We start from the raw sequence: 19,240 nt of genomic DNA, 5'->3' as shown, positions 1-19,240 counted from the left end.
GGAATGGGAAGCCTGTCGAGACCGCCATCGCTTGCAGGGCAACCAAGCCCCCACCAAGGATCAGCGCAACGGCGACTAAGCCCTCGAAAGATGCCCAGAACACACGCTGTGGTACAGGCACGTTCACTTTACCACCGGCAGAAATGGTGTCGATAACCAATGACCCTGAGTCAGACGAGGTGATAAAGAACACCATGACTAGGACAATACCGATAAACGAAGTGATCGCTGCCAGTGGCAGATCATCTAGCATCGCAAACAGTTTCAGTGACAGCTCTGCATCTACAACGGCTGTGTAGCCTTCATTGACGAACTGACCAATTGCGGTGCCGCCAAAGGCCGTCATCCACAACACACATGCAGCTGATGGGATAATCAACACACAAGTGATGAATTCACGCACGGTACGGCCACGCGATACGCGCGCAATAAACATACCGACGAATGGGGACCAAGAAATCCACCACGCCCAGTAGAAGGATGTCCAGCCTTGGGTAAAGTTGGCATCTTCACGGCCAAATGGCATTGACAGCGCAGGCAAGTTTTGCAGATAAGCGCCCAAGTTACCAAAGAAACCGGTCAGGATAGCGATGGTTGGACCTACGGCAATCACGAAGATCAGCAGCAATAGCGCAAGTATCATGTTGATTTCAGACAGGCGCTTGACCCCTTTATCAACACCAGCAACAACCGAAAGAATCGCTGCCCCTGTGATACCCATGACCAATAACACTTCTGTGGTATCACCTAGCGGTGTATCAAACAGATAGTGAAGACCCGCTGATGCCTGTGAGGCCCCTAAGCCGAGCGATGTCGCAAGACCAAACAAGGTCGCGATGATTGCCAAAATGTCAATCACGTGGCCCGTCCAGCCCCAAACACGTTCACCGAACAGTGGGTAGAACACAGAACGCATGGTCAAAGGCAAGCCTTTGTTATACGCAAACAGTGCCAGGCCTAACGCCAATACCGCGTAAATCGCCCATGGGTGCAAGCCCCAGTGGAAAATAGTCGCAGACATACCTAAGCGGCGCGCCGCCTCTGTATCGCCGGCAGCAGCCCCTAAAGGCGCCCAGTCAGTGCGAAGGCCTTCAGCCCCCACGGATGTCCCACCTAGCGCCGTTTGGAAATGCGTCAATGGCTCTGATACCCCGTAGAACATCAGACCAATACCCATACCAGCAGCGAAAAGCATCGCAAACCAGCCGCCGTAGCCGTAGTCAGGCTTCGCTTCGGTACCACCGAGCCTCACTTTACCCAGTGGAGACGCAATCAGAACTAGACAGGCAATGACAAAAATGTTTCCTGCTGAAAGGAAGAACCAGTCTAGGTTTGAGGTTAGCCATCCACGGAGGTCCCCAAAAACAGGACCAATTTGGTTTTGAAAGGCCAGGGTGACAAAAATGAAGGCCAAAATAGCCAGCCCTGAGACCATAAATACTCGGTTGTGAATATCAAAACCAAACGGGCCGAGTTTCAGTGCCACGTTATCCTGACCGACCTGATAGTCAGTATCGATCGGGTTAACCTTCCCGTCTGGTGTCATCATATCTTCATGGCTTTTATCGCTCACGAGTTAACTCCTTAGTCCGTTTATTCGGAAGCCTGTGAGTGTTGGTGGTGCGCCCATTATTTATTGCCGTTCAAGCCATCTTTATCAGCAATAAAAGACCAGCTGTCACCACACAATCCGCTACATTACCACATCTGAGAAAAAATTTAATTAGGCCCCTAACCAAATGTTTACTTTCTGACCAACCACCTAATTCTAACTTCCCTCCATGTCCCGATTTTACTGGCCTTCCCAGTTATTTGAACTCTTTATTTCAGAACAATAAACAATTTAGTTAATAGGCTTGAGAATCCCTAAGACCCTTTTAAAATCATAGTGGTATTTTCCACCATTGCGAAGCAAATATCGCGAGCATGACAGTCTTCACGCTTGGTCATCGCGCTTTCTCATATCAAATCCCCCTTCAATGCAACAAAATGCAAACATAACCAAAACAAAGTGACTCTTGTCACATCCTTAAAACCACGTACAATACCGCCGCAATCGTTTTCCATCCTAAGTTTAACGTTTGCGGAGCAACATCATGCAGTTTGGCATTGGCCTTTTGGGGATTAGCGTCCTCTTTCTTGTCGCGATGGTTTTTTCTGAAAATCGCGCCGCGATTAACTGGCGCACCGTTGGCGGTGCATTCCTAATACAAATCGTCTTTGCTGGCTTTATCATCTCGGTTCCCCTAGGCCAGCGTATTTTAGCCAATGCATCTGAAACCGTCTCTGCAATCATCAGCTTTGGTGACATTGGTGCCGAATTCCTCTTTGGCGATCTCGCGACATTCAAACTCGGTTTTATATTTGCCTTTAATGTATTACCCACCATCGTTTTTTTCTCTGCCCTGATCGCCGTGCTGTACCACATTGGTGTCATGACATGGATCATTCGCCTGATTGGTGGATTACTACGACGTGTACTCGGCACATCGCGTACAGAATCTATGTCTGCTACCGCCAATATTTTTGTTGGCTCTGTTGAAGCGCCGCTGGTCGTTCGTCCTTTTCTTGCAGCCATGACACGCTCAGAGCTGTTTGCTGTCATGGTGGGCGGGCTCGCCTCAGTGGCTGGCGGCACTATGGTCGGCTATGCCGGGCTCGGTGTGGAAATGAAGTATCTCATTGCAGCGGCGTTTATGTCGGCACCGGCAGGACTCATGATGGCTAAAATCATGGTGCCACAAACCGAAACGCCGATGAGTCAAGCGCAACATCAATCAGTAGAAGACGCACAGGATAAGCCAGTCAACCTGATTGATGCCGGCACGCAAGGCGCATTAAGTGGCTTACAAATCGCCATGGCGGTGGGTGCCAGCTTATTGGCCGTGATCAGCATGATTGCGCTTATCAATGGTGGCTTAGGTAAGCTTGGTCCGATGGTACACGTGCCTCAGCTAAGCCTTGAGTGGTTATTTGGCTACCTGTTCGCGCCCGTCGCTTGGTTAATTGGTATCCCTTGGCAAGAAGCCATGACCGCAGGCACCTTGATTGGTAAAAAAATCGCCGTGAACGAGTTTGTTGCGTTTGCTGATTTTATGAACCTAAAAGGCCAGTTATCCGCCCACAGTCAAGCTATCGTGACATTTGCACTGTGTGGTTTTGCCAACTTGACCTCCATTGCCATGTTGATGGGCGGCCTAGGCGGTATCGTACCCGAACGCCGTGGCGACATCGCTAAACTCGGTATGCGAGCCATTCTCGCGGCGACGCTAGCCAACCTGATGAGTGCGACGCTCGCTGGCCTCTATCTTTCCCTGTAACGGCACAGCGTATTCGCTCGCGACCTGGCACACTGTTTCTCACCATGGACGGTGAGTAAAAAATAGACTCGAAAACCGCACTGGCACTCTGTTACACTTAGTTAACTTTACGTAAAGAGATGTAATGACATGCGATACCCATGGGTTTTATTCGATGCCGACGAGACCTTGTTTCACTTTGATGCCTTCTCTGGCCTACAACGTCTATTCTCACATTATGATGTCGATTTTGATCATCAGGCGTTTGCCGAGTACTCCGCACGCAATAAGCCACTGTGGGTACAGTATCAAAATGGCGAAATTGACGCCCAGACTCTACAGACAGAACGCTTTACTTGCTGGGGAAAGCGCTTAAACGTCGCCCCTTCCACCTTAAACCAAGGCTTTTTAGATGCCATGGCAGACATCTGTGAACCATTACCAGGGGCACGGGAACTGATCGACGCTATTTCCCCACATGCCCATATTGGCATCATCACTAACGGATTTACGGCTTTGCAAGATATTCGTTTAGAAAAAACAGGGTTGAAGGATGCGATTTCTACGTTGGTTATTTCCGAACAGGTCGGTATCGCTAAGCCTGATCCACGTATTTTTGAACATGCGTTTGAAAAAATGGGCCGCCCGCCGAAAGAAAAAATATTGATGGTGGGTGATAACCCACATTCCGACGTCCTTGGCGGGATGCAAGCGGGCATTGATACATGCTGGCTAAACGCTGATAACACGCCCGTGCCTGAAGATATTGCGCCGACACACCAAGTTAGCTCCTTGCATCAATTAAAGAACTGGCTACTGCCGACCTAAACATGGACCCAAAAAAAGAGAGCAATCATGCTCTCTTTTATCAGCGCCGCCATTGTCCATAGCGGCCTAAACATCATCGCGCGTCTCTTAGCTGTGGTCGCCTTTGATGAATGCAGCTTGCTCTGCGCGCTCACCTTGGTCGGTGCTAGCGACAAAGTTGATTGAGCGGCTGTTTTGGTTTTGGGCATGGATAAATACACGACCAGACTCATCCGTTACCTTCGCATCCAGACCCGATTCGCTGGCGACTTTAGCGCCTTTTACCGCTTGACCTTGTTCAGTGACCGTTACCCAAGCGCCCCCTTCTGCAGGGTCTACATTGAGGTTCAGACCACCCGCCATCACAGACGTTGAAGCGAACGCTAGGGCAAAGATTGCAGCCAATTTTTTCATGGTTTGTTTCCTCTTTCGTAATGGGTTGACGGCTATTAAACGCAAATTATGCCGGCGATTTGTCACCTCAATGTCTCCATTTCCAAAACCTGGTTTCAGAGAGTCATTAAGGTGCTAGCACGGTTCAATATCGCCGTTGCGTTATTGCCTTGGAACGAGAGTGAGATTACGCCTGAAATACCGTGACGACAATCACAATAATATGAATAACTCATTCGAAAAATTTCACAAGACGGCGGCAGTTATTCGGCGTAGAAAAGGGAAGATGGGGAATATTTTTCTGTCCAGTGATCGACTTCATTCCCATCCTCGTTTTCACCCTTGCAACAAAGTGATCCTTCCCAAGTCGTCACCAAGAGTTGCAATAAGGCAACTTATTGGGTGGGGAAACGAACGCAAAAGGGAGAACAATGATGTTAACACGCACGATCTCGACATTAGCTATCACTGCGACATTGCTGGTTGGAATGGGAAGCGCCGTTGCTGCCCACCATAAAGGCGAGCATGACATTGTTGATACGGCGATGAAAAATGACGACTTTTCAACCTTGGTGGCAGCCGTAAAGGCAGCGGATCTGGTTGATACTTTGAAAGGAGAAGGCCCATTTACCGTCTTTGCCCCCACTAACGCAGCCTTTAACAAGTTACCTGACGGCACGGTAGAATCGTTACTCAAGCCGGAAAACAAAGGCAAGCTCACCGATATCCTGACCTACCATGTCGTTCCAGGAAAAGTAACGGCTGAGCAAGTAATGGGAATGTCTTCCGCGACCACAGTGCAAGGCAGCGACGTGATGATTAAAACATCATACGGGGATGTAAAAGTCGATAACGCCACCGTCATCAAGCCCGATATCATGACCACTAACGGCGTTATCCATGTGATTGATACCGTAATAATGCCCTAGCACCTTATTCGTCTCGCGTTCAAAGGGCGCTTGTKAAGCAATATGGGCGAGACAGCAAGGATAGATAAGGACGTAAAAAAACAGCCTATTCCGCGAGTAGGCTGTTTTATTCATCCGTCTAGTGACGACGCATGCAGCGGATTTTACGCCGCTTTATCCGTGCACTTTTGTTGAAACTTACCCAACAGCGCGTGGTAGAAGTCATGGTCAGATAAGGTGCCAACCAGTTTTCCTTCTTCGATGAGTAACACCGGTTTAACAGTGTGGTAGCGAATTTCAATCGCATCACGCATTTCAATGTCAGGCGAGGCAACCACTATGGTGTCGTCTCCAACTTGTGACAGATCTTGAACGTCTTTTTGCCATTCAACGACACGCAAGGGTTGTGAGCCAGCCGCAGCTGACAAGCGACCACCCTGCTCTGCGGTAACCCAAATATCACGCTGCTCACACACTTTCCAACGGCTGTCGACATGTGGTAAGTCGTCAACAGACTTCATCATCGACCGCCCTTTCAACACATTTAGTGGATTGGTATGAGCCACAAAGTCACGCACGTAATCGGTCTCGGGACGCAGCACAATGTCTTCAGGCTTACCATGTTGAATAAGCTGGCCCGATTCCATAATGGCAATGTTGTTACCAATTTTTAGTGCCTCGTCCAAGTCATGGCTCACAAACAAAATCGTTTTATTGAGCTTTTTCTGCAGCTCTAGCAACTCGTCTTGCAGCTGCGCACGGATCAGTGGGTCCAATGCCGAGAAAGGTTCATCCATCAGCAGAATATCACTGTCCATCGCGAACGCACGAGCCAAGCCAACGCGCTGCTGCATACCACCCGACAGCTCATGCGGGTATTGATAAGCCCAATCGTCCAACCCGACCATTTCTAGTTTTTCCAGCGCTTGTCTACGACGCTCTTTCTTGCTGATACCTTTCATTTCCAGGCCAAAGGCGACGTTATCAACCACTGTCAGCCAAGGCATAAGCGCAAACTTTTGGAACACCATAGACGCACGGTTAGTGCGAAGGTGGCGAAGGGTTTGCGAATCAACCGTTGCCATGTCGACCATTCTGTTGTCATCACGGAGTTCAAGGCTACCGCGGCTGATGGGGTTCAATCCATTCACCGCGCGCAGTAGACTCGATTTACCTGAGCCCGATAGGCCCATCAAGACGCAGATTTCACCTTCTTTCACATTGAGTGAAACATTGTCCACGCCCACGACTTGACCGGTTTTCTCGATGATCTCTGAGCGGCTTAATCCGTTATCAAGCAGGTCCAGTGCTGGCTTAACATTGTCGCCAAACACCACGTCTAAATTTTTAATTGCGATTGCGTCCATGGTTTCCCCCTTATTCGTTGCCTTGATTTGGTGCTTTACACAGGCGGTCAAGAATGATGGCTACCAATACAATCGCCAGACCCGCTTCAAAACCTTGAGAAATGTTGACGGTATTCAGTGCACGAACCACTGGTTTACCTAAGCCGTCAGCACCGACCAACGCCGCGATAACCACCATCGATAGTGACAACATAATACACTGGGTGACACCGGTCATAATGCTAGGTAGCGCCGCAGGCAACTCCACTTTAAACAATAATTTCATACGGTTAGCACCAAAGGCGCGTCCCGCCTCTACCAACTCTTCCGGTACGCGGGTGATGCCAAGATACGTCAAACGAATCGGCGCCGCGATGGCAAAAATGATGGTAGAAATAAGACCTGGGACAATGCCCAAACCGAACAACACCAAAGTTGGGATCAAATACACAAATGGTGGCACCGTCTGCATCAAGTCCAATAAGGGCCGCATAATGGTGTACACCAAGGGCCGATGCGCGGCCATTATCCCAAGCGGTATGCCAATTAATACGGAAATCGTTGTCGCGGCAAATACCAGAACAAAGGTTTCCAGCATCTCTTGCCAGTAGCCCAGGTTGAGGATCAACAAGAGCGCACTCACAACAAAGATCACGATGGAAATTCGACGCTGCAGGTACCATGCTAAGGCGGCTGTCATGAGGATCGGCCCTGCCGCTGGCATCCATTTAAAAATGTCGACTAATAGTGTGATGGTCGTATCTAAGCCAATTGAGATCGCATCAAAAAAGCCGGCGGCGTTCATGGTTAGCCAGTCAACGCCATTTTCCATCCATTGACCGAGTGGGATCTTGTTATCTGTAATAATATTCACAATAAAACCTTAGGGGCGGCGTTAACACCGCCCTCTCCTTCTACACTTTTTTATTTACGCTTCAGTCTTGTTTAGATATTCAGTGACTGCTTCAACCGCGTTCTCACCATCAACGGTAGTCACGCCATTCAGCCACTTGTCCAACACACTTGGGTTGTTACGCAACCATTCGCGTGCTGCAGCCTGAGGCTTTTCACCGTCATTGAGGATTTTGCCCATCATTTCGTTTTCCATCTTGAGGCTGAACTCAAGTTGTTCGAGCATTTGACCGACGTTGGAGCACTGCTCTACATAGCCGCTACGTACGTTGGTATGCACCGTGGCACCGCCATAGTTCGGACCAAAGTACTCGTCCGCACCCGATAGGTATTTCATATCAAAGTTGCTGTTCATTGGGTGCGGGGCCCAGCCTAGGAAGGCAACCCACTTGTCACGACGCACGGCACGAGACACCTGAGACACCATGCCCGCTTCACTGGATTCGATGAGACGGAAATCACCCAGATTGAAATCATCGGTATCGATCATTTTTTGAATCTGGCGGTTACCATCGTTACCTGGTTCAATGCCATAAATGCGTGAGTCGAACTTGTCAGCGTATTTCGCGATATCTGCGACGCTAGTAACACCTGCATCGTAAACATACTTAGGCACGGCGAGCGTATATTTGGCACCTTTTAAGTTGGCGCGAACGCTGTCGATCGAGCCATCGTCAAGATACTTTTTGATATCGCCTGTTTGCGTAGGCATCCAGTTACCGAGGAATACGTCGATGTCGCCCGACGCAAGTGATGAGAAGGTTACCGGCAAAGACAATAGATCGGTTTGTGTCTCGTAACCCATGCCTTTCAGCACTTCAGTAGTGATGGCAGTCGTTGAGGTCACGTCTGTCCAACCGATATCCGAAAAACGGACTGTCTCACACTGATTAGCCGCGGCGCTAAAGGCGACCATTGAGCTCAAACCCACTGCGGTCATCAGAGTTTTGCTGGTTTTACGTTTATTCATTGACATCTTAGTTTCCTTGTAATGCTTACTGATTAGTTTCTAGTGTGTGCTCACCGACGGTGGCATCATCACTCTGCGCGTTTTGATTGCGTTGCTTGTGCTGCCACTCAGCCGCAATCCATACTGGCACCTGCTCGGCAGGCAAGAGTGGCTTTTCAAGGATCATGTCAGCGGCGCGCTCCGCTACCATGATGGTTGGGGCATTCAGGTTGCCGTTAGGGATGGTTGGGAAGACAGACGAGTCCACCACACGCAGCCCTTGAATTCCGCGTACACGGCACTGCTCATCAAGCACGGCAAGTGCGTCATCATCGGCGCCCATCTTGCAAGTACACGAGGGGTGATACGCGCTTTCCACGTTATCTTTCACCCAACGGTCAATCGCTTCATCAGACTGAACATCATTGCCTGGCTGAATTTCATCGCCGCGGAATGCATCCATCGCGTTTTGCGCCATGATTTCACGGGTCAAACGAATGGTGTCACGCCAGTCTTGGCGATCTTGGTCGGTGGTAATGTAGTTAAATAAGATTGACGGCTTATCGTGCGGATCAGCGGATTTGATCCTTACATGGCCGCGGCTCTCTGGTTTGTTCGGGCCGACGTGCACCTGGAAACCATGGCCAGCAAACGCGGCTTTGCCGTCATAACGCATTGCAGCTGGCAAGAAGTGATACTGGACGTTCGGCCACTTCAACCCTTCGCGAGAACGAATAAAGGCACATGACTCAAAGTGGTTGGTCGCCCCCAAGCCTTTACGCGTCAAAATCCACTCGGTACCAATCTTGCCTTTGCTGATAAGACCTAACTTGCTGTTAAGCGTAATAGGCTGCTGACAGTGGAACTGAAAGTAGACTTCGAGGTGATCTTGCAGGTTTTCGCCTACACCCGGCAGCTCATGCTTGACGTCTACGCCGGCTTTCTCGAGCACATCTCGCGAACCAATCCCTGATAGCTGTAGTAGCTGTGGGGAGCCCACTGAACCCGCACTGGAAATGACTTCTTTGTCGGCCATCACATGCTCGATGTTGCCGCCTTTTTCAAATTCCACGCCCACCGCGCGCTTGCCTTCCAACAGGATGCGGCGTGTGACCACGCCTTTTTTCAAGGTCAGGTTGCTACGCTTCAGTGCGCGGCGCAGATAAGCGTTTGACGTAGACGCACGCACGCCTTTATCGACGGTCATGTGCATAGGGCCAAAGCCCTCTTGCTGATAACCGTTATAATCTTTGGTTTCTGGGTAGCCCGCTTCGACACCCGCATCAATAAACGCTTGATACAGCGGGTTTAATTTCATGTCGTTACCGTTACATGTGCCCACCGGGCCATGACCGCCACGATAGGTATCGGCTCCGCCAGACCAGGTTTCCGCGCGCTTAAAGTACGGCAAACAGCTTGCGTAATCCCAGCCATTAGCACCGTGCTCAACCCACTCTTCAAAGTCACATGCGTGACCACGGACATACACCATGCCATTAATCGATGAGCTTCCACCCAGCACCTTGCCACGCGGGCAATGTAGTTGGCGGCCATCAAGGCCTGGCTCAGGCAAGGATTCAAACTGCCAAGCATAGCGCTTGGTATTCATCGGAATCGATAGCGCCGTTGGCATCTGAATAAAAATGCTCTTATCGGTACCGCCGGCTTCCAGCAATAACACTTGATGTTGGCCTGACTCGGTCAGCCGATCAGCCAATGCACAGCCGGCCGAACCCGCGCCGACGATAATATAATCGTAGCGTTGTGACATATTGGTCGCTCCGTTAGAAATTAGGCGTAAGGGCTGGCGAAGTCGCCAAGCTCGATTAACACACTCTTGGTTTGGGTATAATGCGTGAGGGTTTCGACACCGTTTTCACGCCCTACCCCTGAGTGCTTATAACCACCGACAGGCATCTCGGCGGGTGAGTCGCCCCAAGTATTGACCCAACAAATACCCGCTTCGAGTTGATGAATAATGCGATGCGCACGCGATAGGTTTTGGGTGAAGACACCAGCCGCCAGGCCGTAGTGCGTGTTGTTAGCGCGGGCTACTACTTCTTCCTCGTCAGAGAAACGCAGCACCGACATCACAGGACCAAAGATCTCGTCACGAACATGCGCCATGCTGTCGTCACAGTCAGTGAAAATGGTGGGGGCCACAAAGTTACCTTTATCGAGGCCGTTCTCAGTGACGCGGTAACCACCGGTCAGCAAGGTCGCGCCGCTTTGTTTCGCGGTCTCAATCGCCGTCATCACTTTATTAAGGTGTTCGGTCGAGATCAGCGCACCGACTTGGGTGTTCATATCGGTTGGGTCACCGATAACGAGCTTTTCTGTACGCGCTTTCAGTTGCTCAACAAAGGCGTCGTAAATGCTGTCGTGAACAAATACACGGGTGCCGTGTGTACACACTTCGCCTTGGGTATAGAAGTTCGCGACCATGGCTGCGGATACCGCGTTATCCAGATCGGCATCATCAAACACGATACATGGCGATTTACCGCCCAGCTCCATAGTGACTGATTTCAGGGTCTTCGCGGCATCGCCCATCACGGTTTTGCCCGTGCCCACTTCACCGGTGAAAGAGACTTTGGCAATCTCAGGGTGTGCCGTCAGCATTTGACCCACACGATAATCACCTTGCACCACATTAAATACGCCGGCAGGCATACCCGCTTCGGCAAAGATCTCTGCCAGTTTCAGTGCGGTCAGCGGCGTTTCTTCAGACGGTTTGAAAACCATGGCATTACCGGCGGCCAAGGCAGGTGCTGACTTCCACATGGCAATTTGAATCGGATAGTTCCATGCACCAATGCCTGCACATACGCCAAGTGGCTCACGACGGGTGTAGAAAAATTGGTTGTCAGAAAGCGGCTGCTGCTCACCCTGCATTGATGGTACCAAGTTAGCGAAATATTCAATCGCATCCGCACCCGTCACCACGTCAACTTCTACCGCTTCTTGTATCGGTTTGCCGGTATCCAGTACTTCCAGTTTGGCTAGCTCATCATTACGCTCACGTAACAACGCAACCGCTTTAAGCAAAATACGGCTACGCTCCATAGCTGTCATGCGTGACCAGACCGCAAAACCTTGCTTAGCCGCATCAACCGCCGCTTGCACATCGTCAGCCGAGGCTTGATCGATTTGCGCCAGTGTCTCGCCCGTTGCTGGGTTTACCGTTGCAAACTGTTCGCCGCTTGTTGCGGAAGTAAGCTGACCATTAATAAAAAGCGTTTTCGCATTCATGATTAATCCTGAATTCTTTTCTGTTCGAGTGTGCATGTAAGGTGCTACCTAGGCTTAGCCCTGAGGACGACCATAAAAGGTCAGTTGCTTATCCAAGTAGTCATTGATGATGGTTCGCGCGTTGTTGGCATCAATACCTTTAGGGTTCAATGCACCACGCAACCAGATACCATCAATCAATGCTGCAATCCCCTGAGCCACCATCGCCGCCTGCTCTTCTGGCAATAGWGCGCGAAGTTCAATGCGCAAATGCGACAGCAAGCGCTTCTCGTTCACACGTTGTAAACGGTGTAACTCATTGTCATGCATGGCATAAGACCAGAACGCCAACCAGGTTTTAACCACATCAGATTTGGCCTGAAAACCTTCAAAGTTGGCATTGATAATCGCGTTAATACGCGCCTGGTGGTGATGACGCGGAATTTCTCTCAATGCGTCGATCACAGTCGCTGAAAGCTCACGCAATACCACGCGCATCGTCTCTTCCAGCAAGCCATGCTTACCACCGAAATAGTGGTTGATAATGCCTGTCGATACGCCGGCTTCCTTACTAATCAGAGAAATACTTGCCGCATGCAGCCCCACTCGGCCAATCACCGTCATGGTGGCTTTAACAAGCTGCGGTTTTCTTACTTCCGGCATCCCTACCTTAGGCATTTCGTCTCCCATTCGTTTTTAATTGAACGATTAGTTAAAGATAATCTTACACGCTAATCTTTAGATCTCAAACATTATTTTTAACCAATTTGCTACACTCGCCCTCACCCAAAAACAGCAAGATAAAGACAAAACAATGATTTAGGTCAATTTTGCCCTGACTGATTACACACCTAATACTTTGTGCTGATAGCACTATTTGTGAGCAATTTGCGCAAAAATTCGCCTTCCCCGACAGTAAGTGTTGGCTTTAATAAGGGGTATAAAGAAGAAAAGTAACTCATTACCTCGACCACAGCCGGTCATTGATCACGTCACATTGCGAACAATACCCGCTTAAAGACGTACATTTGCGCCAAATGACTGCAAAATAGCGACATTAGACAAAAAAAGACAATAACCATGGTCGATGACCAAAAGAAGAAGCCCAAACCAAACGCACCACAAACAAACGAGATGTAATGGTTAACTCGGGAAATGTTTAGGGTGACAATGTTTGTAGCCGCACAGAATGATGGATCAAACGATAACGGGCAATCTTAGCACCGCTTAATACAGCGCATTTTAGACGTGCAATCAGGAAGGAATAAAAAAGCGCTCAGGCCTGTCAAAAAGCCTGAGCGCCTCGTTTGCTATTTAGGGTCGGTTACTCGTAGTTTAGCTCAGTCGCTTTCCCAGAGAAGACACGATACACAAACAGGGTATATAAAAAGATCATCGGCAAGACAAACATGGCACCATAGCCCACAATCAACAAGGTCCCCGGCGCGCTGGCCGCTTCTTTCGCTGTCATTACCCCGGGAATGATATCGGGGAAAAAGCTATACGCGAGACCAAAGAAACTCAATGCGAATAGGAAAATCGCACCAATGAACGGGAACTGGTATCCCACATCGTTTTCGACCGGTACGTGGCGTAGGTAGCGATCAACAAGCAGCATGATGGCAAGACAAACCAATGGAACGGGCGCGAGTAATAAAATTTCCGGGAAGTCAAACCAACGCTCCGCCACTGTCTCACTGACTAAAGGGTTAACGACACTGATGGCTAACACCCCCAATGCCGCCAGCCAGCCGCCACGACGTGACCATTTCGCCGCCCGTTTTTGCAAATCCCCCTCGGTTTTCATCACCAGCCAGGTACCACCGATATAGATGTACGCTGCGGTAACACAGAGGCCGCTTAATAGCGCAAACAAATATGAGCCTGTGCTGTCATCAAAGGCCAACACATAGCGACCAATCATGTAGCCTTGCGTCATTGACGCGATAAAAGACCCGGCTTTAAAGCAGCGGTCCCAGAGGTCTTTACGCTCTGGCCTCACCTTGGCACGAAAATCAAATGAGACACCACGCAAGATAAGCCCCGCCAACATCACAGAAGTGGGCAAATACAATTCGGTCAAAATCATGCTGTGTGCCGCAGGGAAGGCAATCAACAACAAACCTACCGCCAGTACCAACCAAGTCTCGTTCGCATCCCAGAATGGGCCAATCGATGCAATCATACGGTCACGCTGCGCCTGATTGCAGCGTGGTAACAGCATACCGACGCCGAGGTCATAGCCGTCAAGCACGGCATACATAAAGACCGAAAAACCAAATAGCAATAGATAAATTTCAGGTAAATACGGCGTTATACTCATGCGGATACCTCTTTCTCAGGCTGAGCGTGATTGTCTGATTGGTATTCAGGCAGGCGTTTTTTCGCCAAAAAGAACAAGGTGCGGATATACGCCACCATTAGCACCGCGTAGAGCGTCAGGTAAATGGTTAAGCTAATCCCCACGTTCGAGCTGGCGACTGGCGTGACGGCATCGGCGGTTTTAAGCACCCCCTGTACCAGCCAAGGCTGACGACCAATCTCCGTCACATACCAGCCAGAAAGCGTAGCGACCCAGCCTGAGAAGGTCATCGCCACCAAGCCGATTAAGTGCCATTTGGGCATGGGCTGGTTACGCCATACGCGATACGCGGTGAACCAGCTAACCGCCAACATCAGCACACCGACGCCAACCATGACTCGGAAACCAAAGAACAGCGGCTTGACCGGCGGATGATAGTCAAAGCTTTCCAACCCTTTAATCTCGCCGTCGAGTTGGTGGGTCAAAATCAAGCTCGCTAGATTCGGGATCCCAACTTCAAAGTCGTTGGAACGGGTTTCTTCATTGGGTACCGCAAACAGCAGCAACGGCGCACCTTGCTCGGTTTCCCAGACCCCTTCCATGGCCGCAATTTTCTGTGGCTGATGCTCAAGGGTATTGAGGCCGTGCATATCACCGACAAAAATTTGCAACGGAATAAGGATGGCAGCCGCCGTGATCCCCACTTTTAATGGTTTATCTGACACACCTGACTTAGGCGATTTTAGCTTTTGGTAGGCAGAAATACCGGCAATCAAGAAAGACGCGGTCAGCCCTGACGCTAATAGCATATGGCTTAAGCGATACGGCATCGACGGATTAAAAATCACCTCGAACCAACTGGTTGGATGCACCACACCATCGATAATTTCAAAACCGGTTGGCGTATGCATCCAGCTGTTCAGCACCAAAATCCAGAACGCAGAAATAGTGGTACCAATCGCCACCAGCAGCGTCGCTAATGTGTGCACCCAGTTCGGGACACGATTTTTACCAAACAGCATAATGCCAAGGAAGGTCGCCTCCATAAAAAAGGCGGTCATCACCTCATAGCCCAACAGAGGCCCGGCAATATTACCGACCTTTTCCATAAAGCCAGGCCAATTGGTGCCGAACTGGAAACTCATGGTGATCCCAGACACCACCCCTAGCGCAAACGTGAGCGCGAACACTTTTACCCAGAAGTAGTAGGTATCTAACCAGATTTGCTCACCGGTACGGTTGTGCCGGAACTTGAAAAACACCAGCATCCACCCAAGCGCGATTGTGATGGTGGGAAACAGGATGTGGAAGCTGATGTTGGCCGCGAACTGGATCCGCGACAACATTAATGTATCTAACATGACATTACCCTCAGGAGGTTAACTACCCGATTCTTCGTTGGACTTGCTGTGAAACAATTTGCCAGAGAGCTCAAGGAGCTTGCCGACACTGCTACCCAGCTTCATCAAGTTTTTGAGATGTTCAGGTTTCATTTGCTGCACATCGTCAAACCAATGATTAAACAGCTCCAAAAGATCATGAATTTCGTGCAACTGCTTAACCGAATGGCTCTCTGCGTCGTCTTCACTTCGCATAAAGTGTGAACGCAGCATAGATAACGTAGGGTCGACTTCCCGCTTCTTCCTTTCGGCGAGAACTTGCTGCGCTAACTCCCAGATGGTGCCATTGGGCACGAAGTAATCCTTTCTATCTCCGGGGGTGCGCTGCGATCGGATCAAGTGCCACCCTTGCAGCTCTTTGGTTGCCATGCTGACATTGCCACGGGAAATGTTAAGTGCTGAGACAATGTCATCAGCGCTTAGCGGGTGCTCACTCAGCACAATCAGCGCTAGCATCTCGCCTACCGAGCGATTAAATCCCCAACGATTTCCCATTTCACCAAAGTGCATCACCACATTTCGTAGTTCTTGTGACAGCTCCATCTTGATCTCCTCGCAGTGCCTCTGTGGGATAATACGGAGTTTCTTTGCGGGGGATCAATGAAAATTTGGAATTTTCAGAAATTATTGAAAATAGAAAAGCGAAGTTGTAAGCAAAAGTAAGGAGAGGTTATTGATGTGTTACATGCGCACGCCGTCTAATATGATCTAAGTCACATAGCGTACGTATTGTTGGCAGGAAAAAAAAGCTGTAAAACACACACAGACACACAATTGCGGTGTTTGAAAACATTGAGGCTCTCAACAGAACTGGTTATTTATACTGGCAACCACAGTATATTTGGGGACAATATCACATCAGGAGTGTGATGATCTCCTACACTTATAACAGCGCACCTCCTTATAACGATTAGACATGATGCGCCCTCACATAATCACCTGAACAAAAGGAAGTTTGCTGTCATGTTCAAGAAAACGCAGCGAGAGCTAGATACCTGTCGCGCAGAGAAAGCCTCACTCCAGGCAGAGCTCGATGCCATTAACTCACATATTGCAACCATCACCTTCACGCCCGACGGCATCATCACTGATGTTAACGACAAGCTCCTAACGATTATTGGCTACGCCCGCGATGAGGTCATCGGCCAACATCACCGTGCAGTGTGCTTTGACGAGACCAGCCAAGCCCCAAGTTACCAGCAGTTTTGGCAGTCACTCGCACAAGGAAAGGCACAAAAAGGGGTGTTTCGTCGGCGACATCAATCCGGCGCCGAGATTTGGATGGAAGCGACCTATGTCCCCATTAAAGATGCCAACGGCAAAGTCGTCAGCATTCGCAAATTAGCGGCTGATGTGACGCAACAGTATCAAGACGCCCGCCGACAAGAGGCCATATTAGCAGCGATTAACCGCTCATTGGCGGTGATTGAATTCGAGCCCGATGGCACCATAATTCGTGCCAACGATAACTTTCTCACTGCAGTCGGCTATCAAGACCACGAGATCAAAGGCCAACATCACCGTATGTTCTGTGATCAGGACTTTTACGATGAGAACCCTGATTTTTGGGCGAATTTAGCACGCGGACAATTCACTTCTGGGCAATATTTGCGCCGCGATAAATATGGTAACGAAGTCTGGTTAGAAGCCACCTATAATCCCGTTTTTGATGCGGAGGGAAACGTGCGTCGCGTGATCAAGTTCGCCACCGCCATCACCGATACGGTGAAACGAAATCAAGCGGTCAATCAGGCGGCAGAACTCGCGCAAGCCTCTTCCGAACAAACACTCCGCCACAGTGAAAACGGCAGTGCCTTGTTACAAGAGGCCGTCAAGCTGTCGCAGAGTGTGAACGATCAGGCCGTCGAGGCCACCAATCAAGTCGCACAATTGAGTGAGCACGCACAAAGTATCGAAAACATCGTCACCACCATTAAGCAAATCGCAGAACAAACGAACCTTCTAGCGCTAAATGCGGCAATAGAAGCCGCACGCGCGGGCGACCAAGGGCGAGGCTTTGCCGTGGTCGCCGATGAAGTACGCGGCCTGTCGCAACGCACTAGTCACTCGACCACCGAAATTGCCGATGTTGTCGATGAAAACCAACAACTGATCAAAGGCGTGAGTGAGGCAATGGAAAGAGTGACCGAGCAATCGACAATAGGACAAGAAAAAGTCACCGCTGCCGACACCGTGATGAGTGATATTCATGCTGGCGCAGAAGAAGTCTCCACCACCGTTCGTCGCCTCACCCATTAGAGCATGTGAGGACAGACAAATAGACCGGACAAGGAATCGCAATGTCGACCCTGCCAAGTGATACGACAAAGTTGAAGCTATCCGAGCTTATCCTCGCCTTGAGTACGGCGCTGGATATGACGGAAGGGCAACCCCCCGAGCACTGTATGCGCTGTGCTTGGCTGGGAATGAAAATGGCTGATGCATTAGCGCTCGACAGCCAGCGACGTCACGATCTGTTTTATACGCTACTACTCAAAGATGCGGGCTGCAGCAGCAATGCGGCACGGATCTGTGAGCTTTACCTCACCAATGATTTAGCGTTTAAACAAAGCTACAAGGTAGTGGACGGTAGCTTGTCCAGCGTACTTAACTTTGTGTTAAAAAATACTGGGGTCAAACGCGGCTTCATGCAAAAACTCTCGACCACACTCGATATCATCCGCAACGGTGACATGTATGCGCAAGAGCTGATCGAAACGCGATGTACCCGTGGTGCCGATGTCGCACGCGATTTACGTTTTAGTGAAACCGTTGCTCAAGCCATCTATGCGCTGGATGAACACTATGATGGTGGTGGGCGTCCTGATCAGTTAAAGGCCGATCAGATCCCCTTGTTTTCGCGCATCGCATTGATGACGCAAGTCATTGATGTCTTTCGAACCGAGTCCGGTGTCGACGCCGCACTTCGCGAGCTAAAAAACCGCCGCGGCACCTGGTTTGATCCAACGCTGGTCGATACCTTTTTACAGATAGCGCGCGAGCCGCAGTTTTGGCAGCAACTGGACAGCCCCGCGTTAAAAAAAGACGTGCTGTCGATGACGCCGGCTGACACAAGTATTCCGGTCGATGATGACTACTTGGATGACATTGCAGCGGCTTTCGGGCGCATTGTTGATGCCAAAAGCCCTTTCACCTCCGGTCACAGCGAGCGCGTGGCCGTTTACGCCAGCTTAATTGCTGATGAGCTTGGTATCAGTGAACAGGAAAAAAAATGGCTAAAGCGTGGCGCATTACTGCACGATATTGGCAAGCTCGGCGTAAGCAATGATGTGCTTGATAAACCGAGAAAATTGGATGACGAGGAATGGGAGCATGTTAAACGCCATGCCGCACTGAGTAAAACCATTCTGGCTAACATTCACCAATTTGAACACCTTGCCAACTTCGCCAGTGCCCATCACGAAAAACTTGACGGTACTGGGTACCCAGAGGGGATCAAAAGCGATGAGATCTCTTTGCTCACTCGCATTATTACCACCGCTGATATTTTCGATGCCATCACTGCCGAGCGCCCCTATCGTGGCCCGATTCCGATGAACAAAGCCCTCTCTATCATGAAAGAAGAGACAGGCACAGCCATCGACGCGCAATGTTTACAAGCGCTAATGGCTGGCCTCGAGCGCCTGCCGGAGCATTTTATTGTTCATGACGATACCTCGATCACATCATAGG

At 50.0% G+C, this 19,240-nt stretch carries 16 protein-coding genes and 1 pseudogene; 6 read left to right on the top strand and 11 right to left on the bottom strand.

Annotated features, from left to right (window positions below):
- Positions 1-1,549, bottom strand: a 1,549-nt coding sequence (locus tag BZG14_RS11645) for a BCCT family transporter (protein WP_443508967.1), incomplete at its 3' end; no start/stop codon positions are given.
- A gap of 547 nt (positions 1,550-2,096) precedes the next feature.
- Here BZG14_RS11645 and BZG14_RS11640 point away from each other — a divergent pair.
- Positions 2,097-3,320 (top strand): NupC/NupG family nucleoside CNT transporter, encoded by a 1,224-nt coding sequence (locus BZG14_RS11640; protein ID WP_069361376.1) that lies wholly within the window; start codon positions 2,097-2,099, stop codon positions 3,318-3,320.
- A 129-nt stretch (positions 3,321-3,449) separates the two neighbouring features.
- On the top strand, positions 3,450-4,127 hold the full coding sequence (gene yjjG / locus BZG14_RS11635) for a pyrimidine 5'-nucleotidase (RefSeq protein WP_077486598.1): 678 nt from the start codon (positions 3,450-3,452) through the stop codon (positions 4,125-4,127).
- Positions 4,128-4,214: 87 nt separating this feature from the next.
- Here the strand turns inward: yjjG and BZG14_RS11630 are convergent, their stop codons facing one another.
- Complete coding sequence (locus BZG14_RS11630; protein ID WP_069361374.1) at positions 4,215-4,520, bottom strand: hypothetical protein; 306 nt, start codon at positions 4,518-4,520, stop codon at positions 4,215-4,217.
- Positions 4,521-4,933: 413 nt separating this feature from the next.
- Here BZG14_RS11630 and BZG14_RS11625 point away from each other — a divergent pair, with 413 nt between their 5' ends.
- Positions 4,934-5,428: a fasciclin domain-containing protein gene (locus tag BZG14_RS11625; protein WP_069361373.1), complete on the top strand. Its 495-nt coding sequence runs from the start codon at positions 4,934-4,936 to the stop codon at positions 5,426-5,428.
- Positions 5,429-5,571: 143 nt separating this feature from the next.
- On the opposite strand, the gene choV is transcribed toward BZG14_RS11625, so the two are convergent.
- From choV to BZG14_RS11580, 9 genes are all read right to left on the bottom strand, one after another.
- A complete protein-coding gene (gene choV / locus BZG14_RS11620) occupies positions 5,572-6,774 on the bottom strand; it encodes a choline ABC transporter ATP-binding protein (RefSeq protein ID WP_077599308.1) in 1,203 nt (400 codons plus the stop codon).
- A 10-nt stretch (positions 6,775-6,784) separates the two neighbouring features.
- Entirely contained in the window at positions 6,785-7,627 is an 843-nt protein-coding gene (gene choW, locus BZG14_RS11615) for a choline ABC transporter permease subunit (protein ID WP_069361371.1), read from the bottom strand.
- 54 nt (positions 7,628-7,681) lie between these two features.
- Positions 7,682-8,641 carry a choline ABC transporter substrate-binding protein gene (locus BZG14_RS11610; protein WP_077608795.1) on the bottom strand — a complete coding sequence of 320 codons (960 nt, stop codon included), beginning with the start codon at positions 8,639-8,641 and terminating at the stop codon, positions 7,682-7,684.
- Positions 8,642-8,660: 19 nt separating this feature from the next.
- On the bottom strand, positions 8,661-10,385 hold the full coding sequence (gene betA, locus BZG14_RS11605) for a choline dehydrogenase (RefSeq protein ID WP_077608794.1): 1,725 nt from the start codon (positions 10,383-10,385) through the stop codon (positions 8,661-8,663).
- 20 nt (positions 10,386-10,405) lie between these two features.
- Entirely contained in the window at positions 10,406-11,866 is a 1,461-nt protein-coding gene (betB, locus tag BZG14_RS11600; RefSeq protein WP_069361368.1) for a betaine-aldehyde dehydrogenase, read from the bottom strand.
- A 54-nt stretch (positions 11,867-11,920) separates the two neighbouring features.
- Positions 11,921-12,523, bottom strand: a complete 603-nt coding sequence (gene betI / locus BZG14_RS11595) for a transcriptional regulator BetI (protein ID WP_069361367.1) — start codon at positions 12,521-12,523, stop codon at positions 11,921-11,923.
- Between the two features lie 646 nt (positions 12,524-13,169).
- The gene (gene cydB, locus BZG14_RS11590) at positions 13,170-14,168 is read right to left on the bottom strand and encodes a cytochrome d ubiquinol oxidase subunit II (protein ID WP_077608793.1); all 999 of its coding nucleotides are present in this window, start codon (positions 14,166-14,168) and stop codon (positions 13,170-13,172) included.
- Positions 14,165-15,508, bottom strand: coding sequence for a cytochrome ubiquinol oxidase subunit I (locus tag BZG14_RS11585; protein ID WP_069361365.1), 1,344 nt, complete (start codon positions 15,506-15,508; stop codon positions 14,165-14,167). The genes cydB and BZG14_RS11585 overlap by 4 nt, the downstream gene beginning before the upstream one ends.
- 18 nt (positions 15,509-15,526) lie before the next feature.
- A complete protein-coding gene (locus BZG14_RS11580; RefSeq protein WP_077608792.1) occupies positions 15,527-16,090 on the bottom strand; it encodes a GbsR/MarR family transcriptional regulator in 564 nt (187 codons plus the stop codon).
- A 420-nt stretch (positions 16,091-16,510) separates the two neighbouring features.
- On the opposite strand from BZG14_RS11580, the pseudogene BZG14_RS16130 reads away from it, so the two are divergent.
- The 3 genes and pseudogenes from BZG14_RS16130 to BZG14_RS11570 all read left to right on the top strand — a co-directional run.
- Positions 16,511-17,278, top strand: a pseudogene (locus tag BZG14_RS16130) (PAS domain-containing protein); the annotation flags it as partial.
- On the top strand, positions 17,273-17,806 hold the full coding sequence (locus tag BZG14_RS16125; RefSeq protein WP_443508965.1) for a methyl-accepting chemotaxis protein: 534 nt from the start codon (positions 17,273-17,275) through the stop codon (positions 17,804-17,806). The pseudogene BZG14_RS16130 and the gene BZG14_RS16125, both read left to right, overlap by 6 nt.
- Before the next feature lie 41 nt (positions 17,807-17,847).
- The gene (locus tag BZG14_RS11570) at positions 17,848-19,239 is read left to right on the top strand and encodes an HD-GYP domain-containing protein (RefSeq protein WP_077608790.1); all 1,392 of its coding nucleotides are present in this window, start codon (positions 17,848-17,850) and stop codon (positions 19,237-19,239) included.
- Position 19,240 lies beyond the last annotated feature (1 nt).

This window comes from Salinivibrio sp. IB282, from assembly GCF_001995685.1.
Taxonomy (GTDB): Bacteria; Pseudomonadota; Gammaproteobacteria; order Enterobacterales; family Vibrionaceae; genus Salinivibrio; species Salinivibrio kushneri.
Note: the sequence above shows the minus strand (reverse complement) of the source record. Positions and strands in the feature narration are given on the sequence as shown.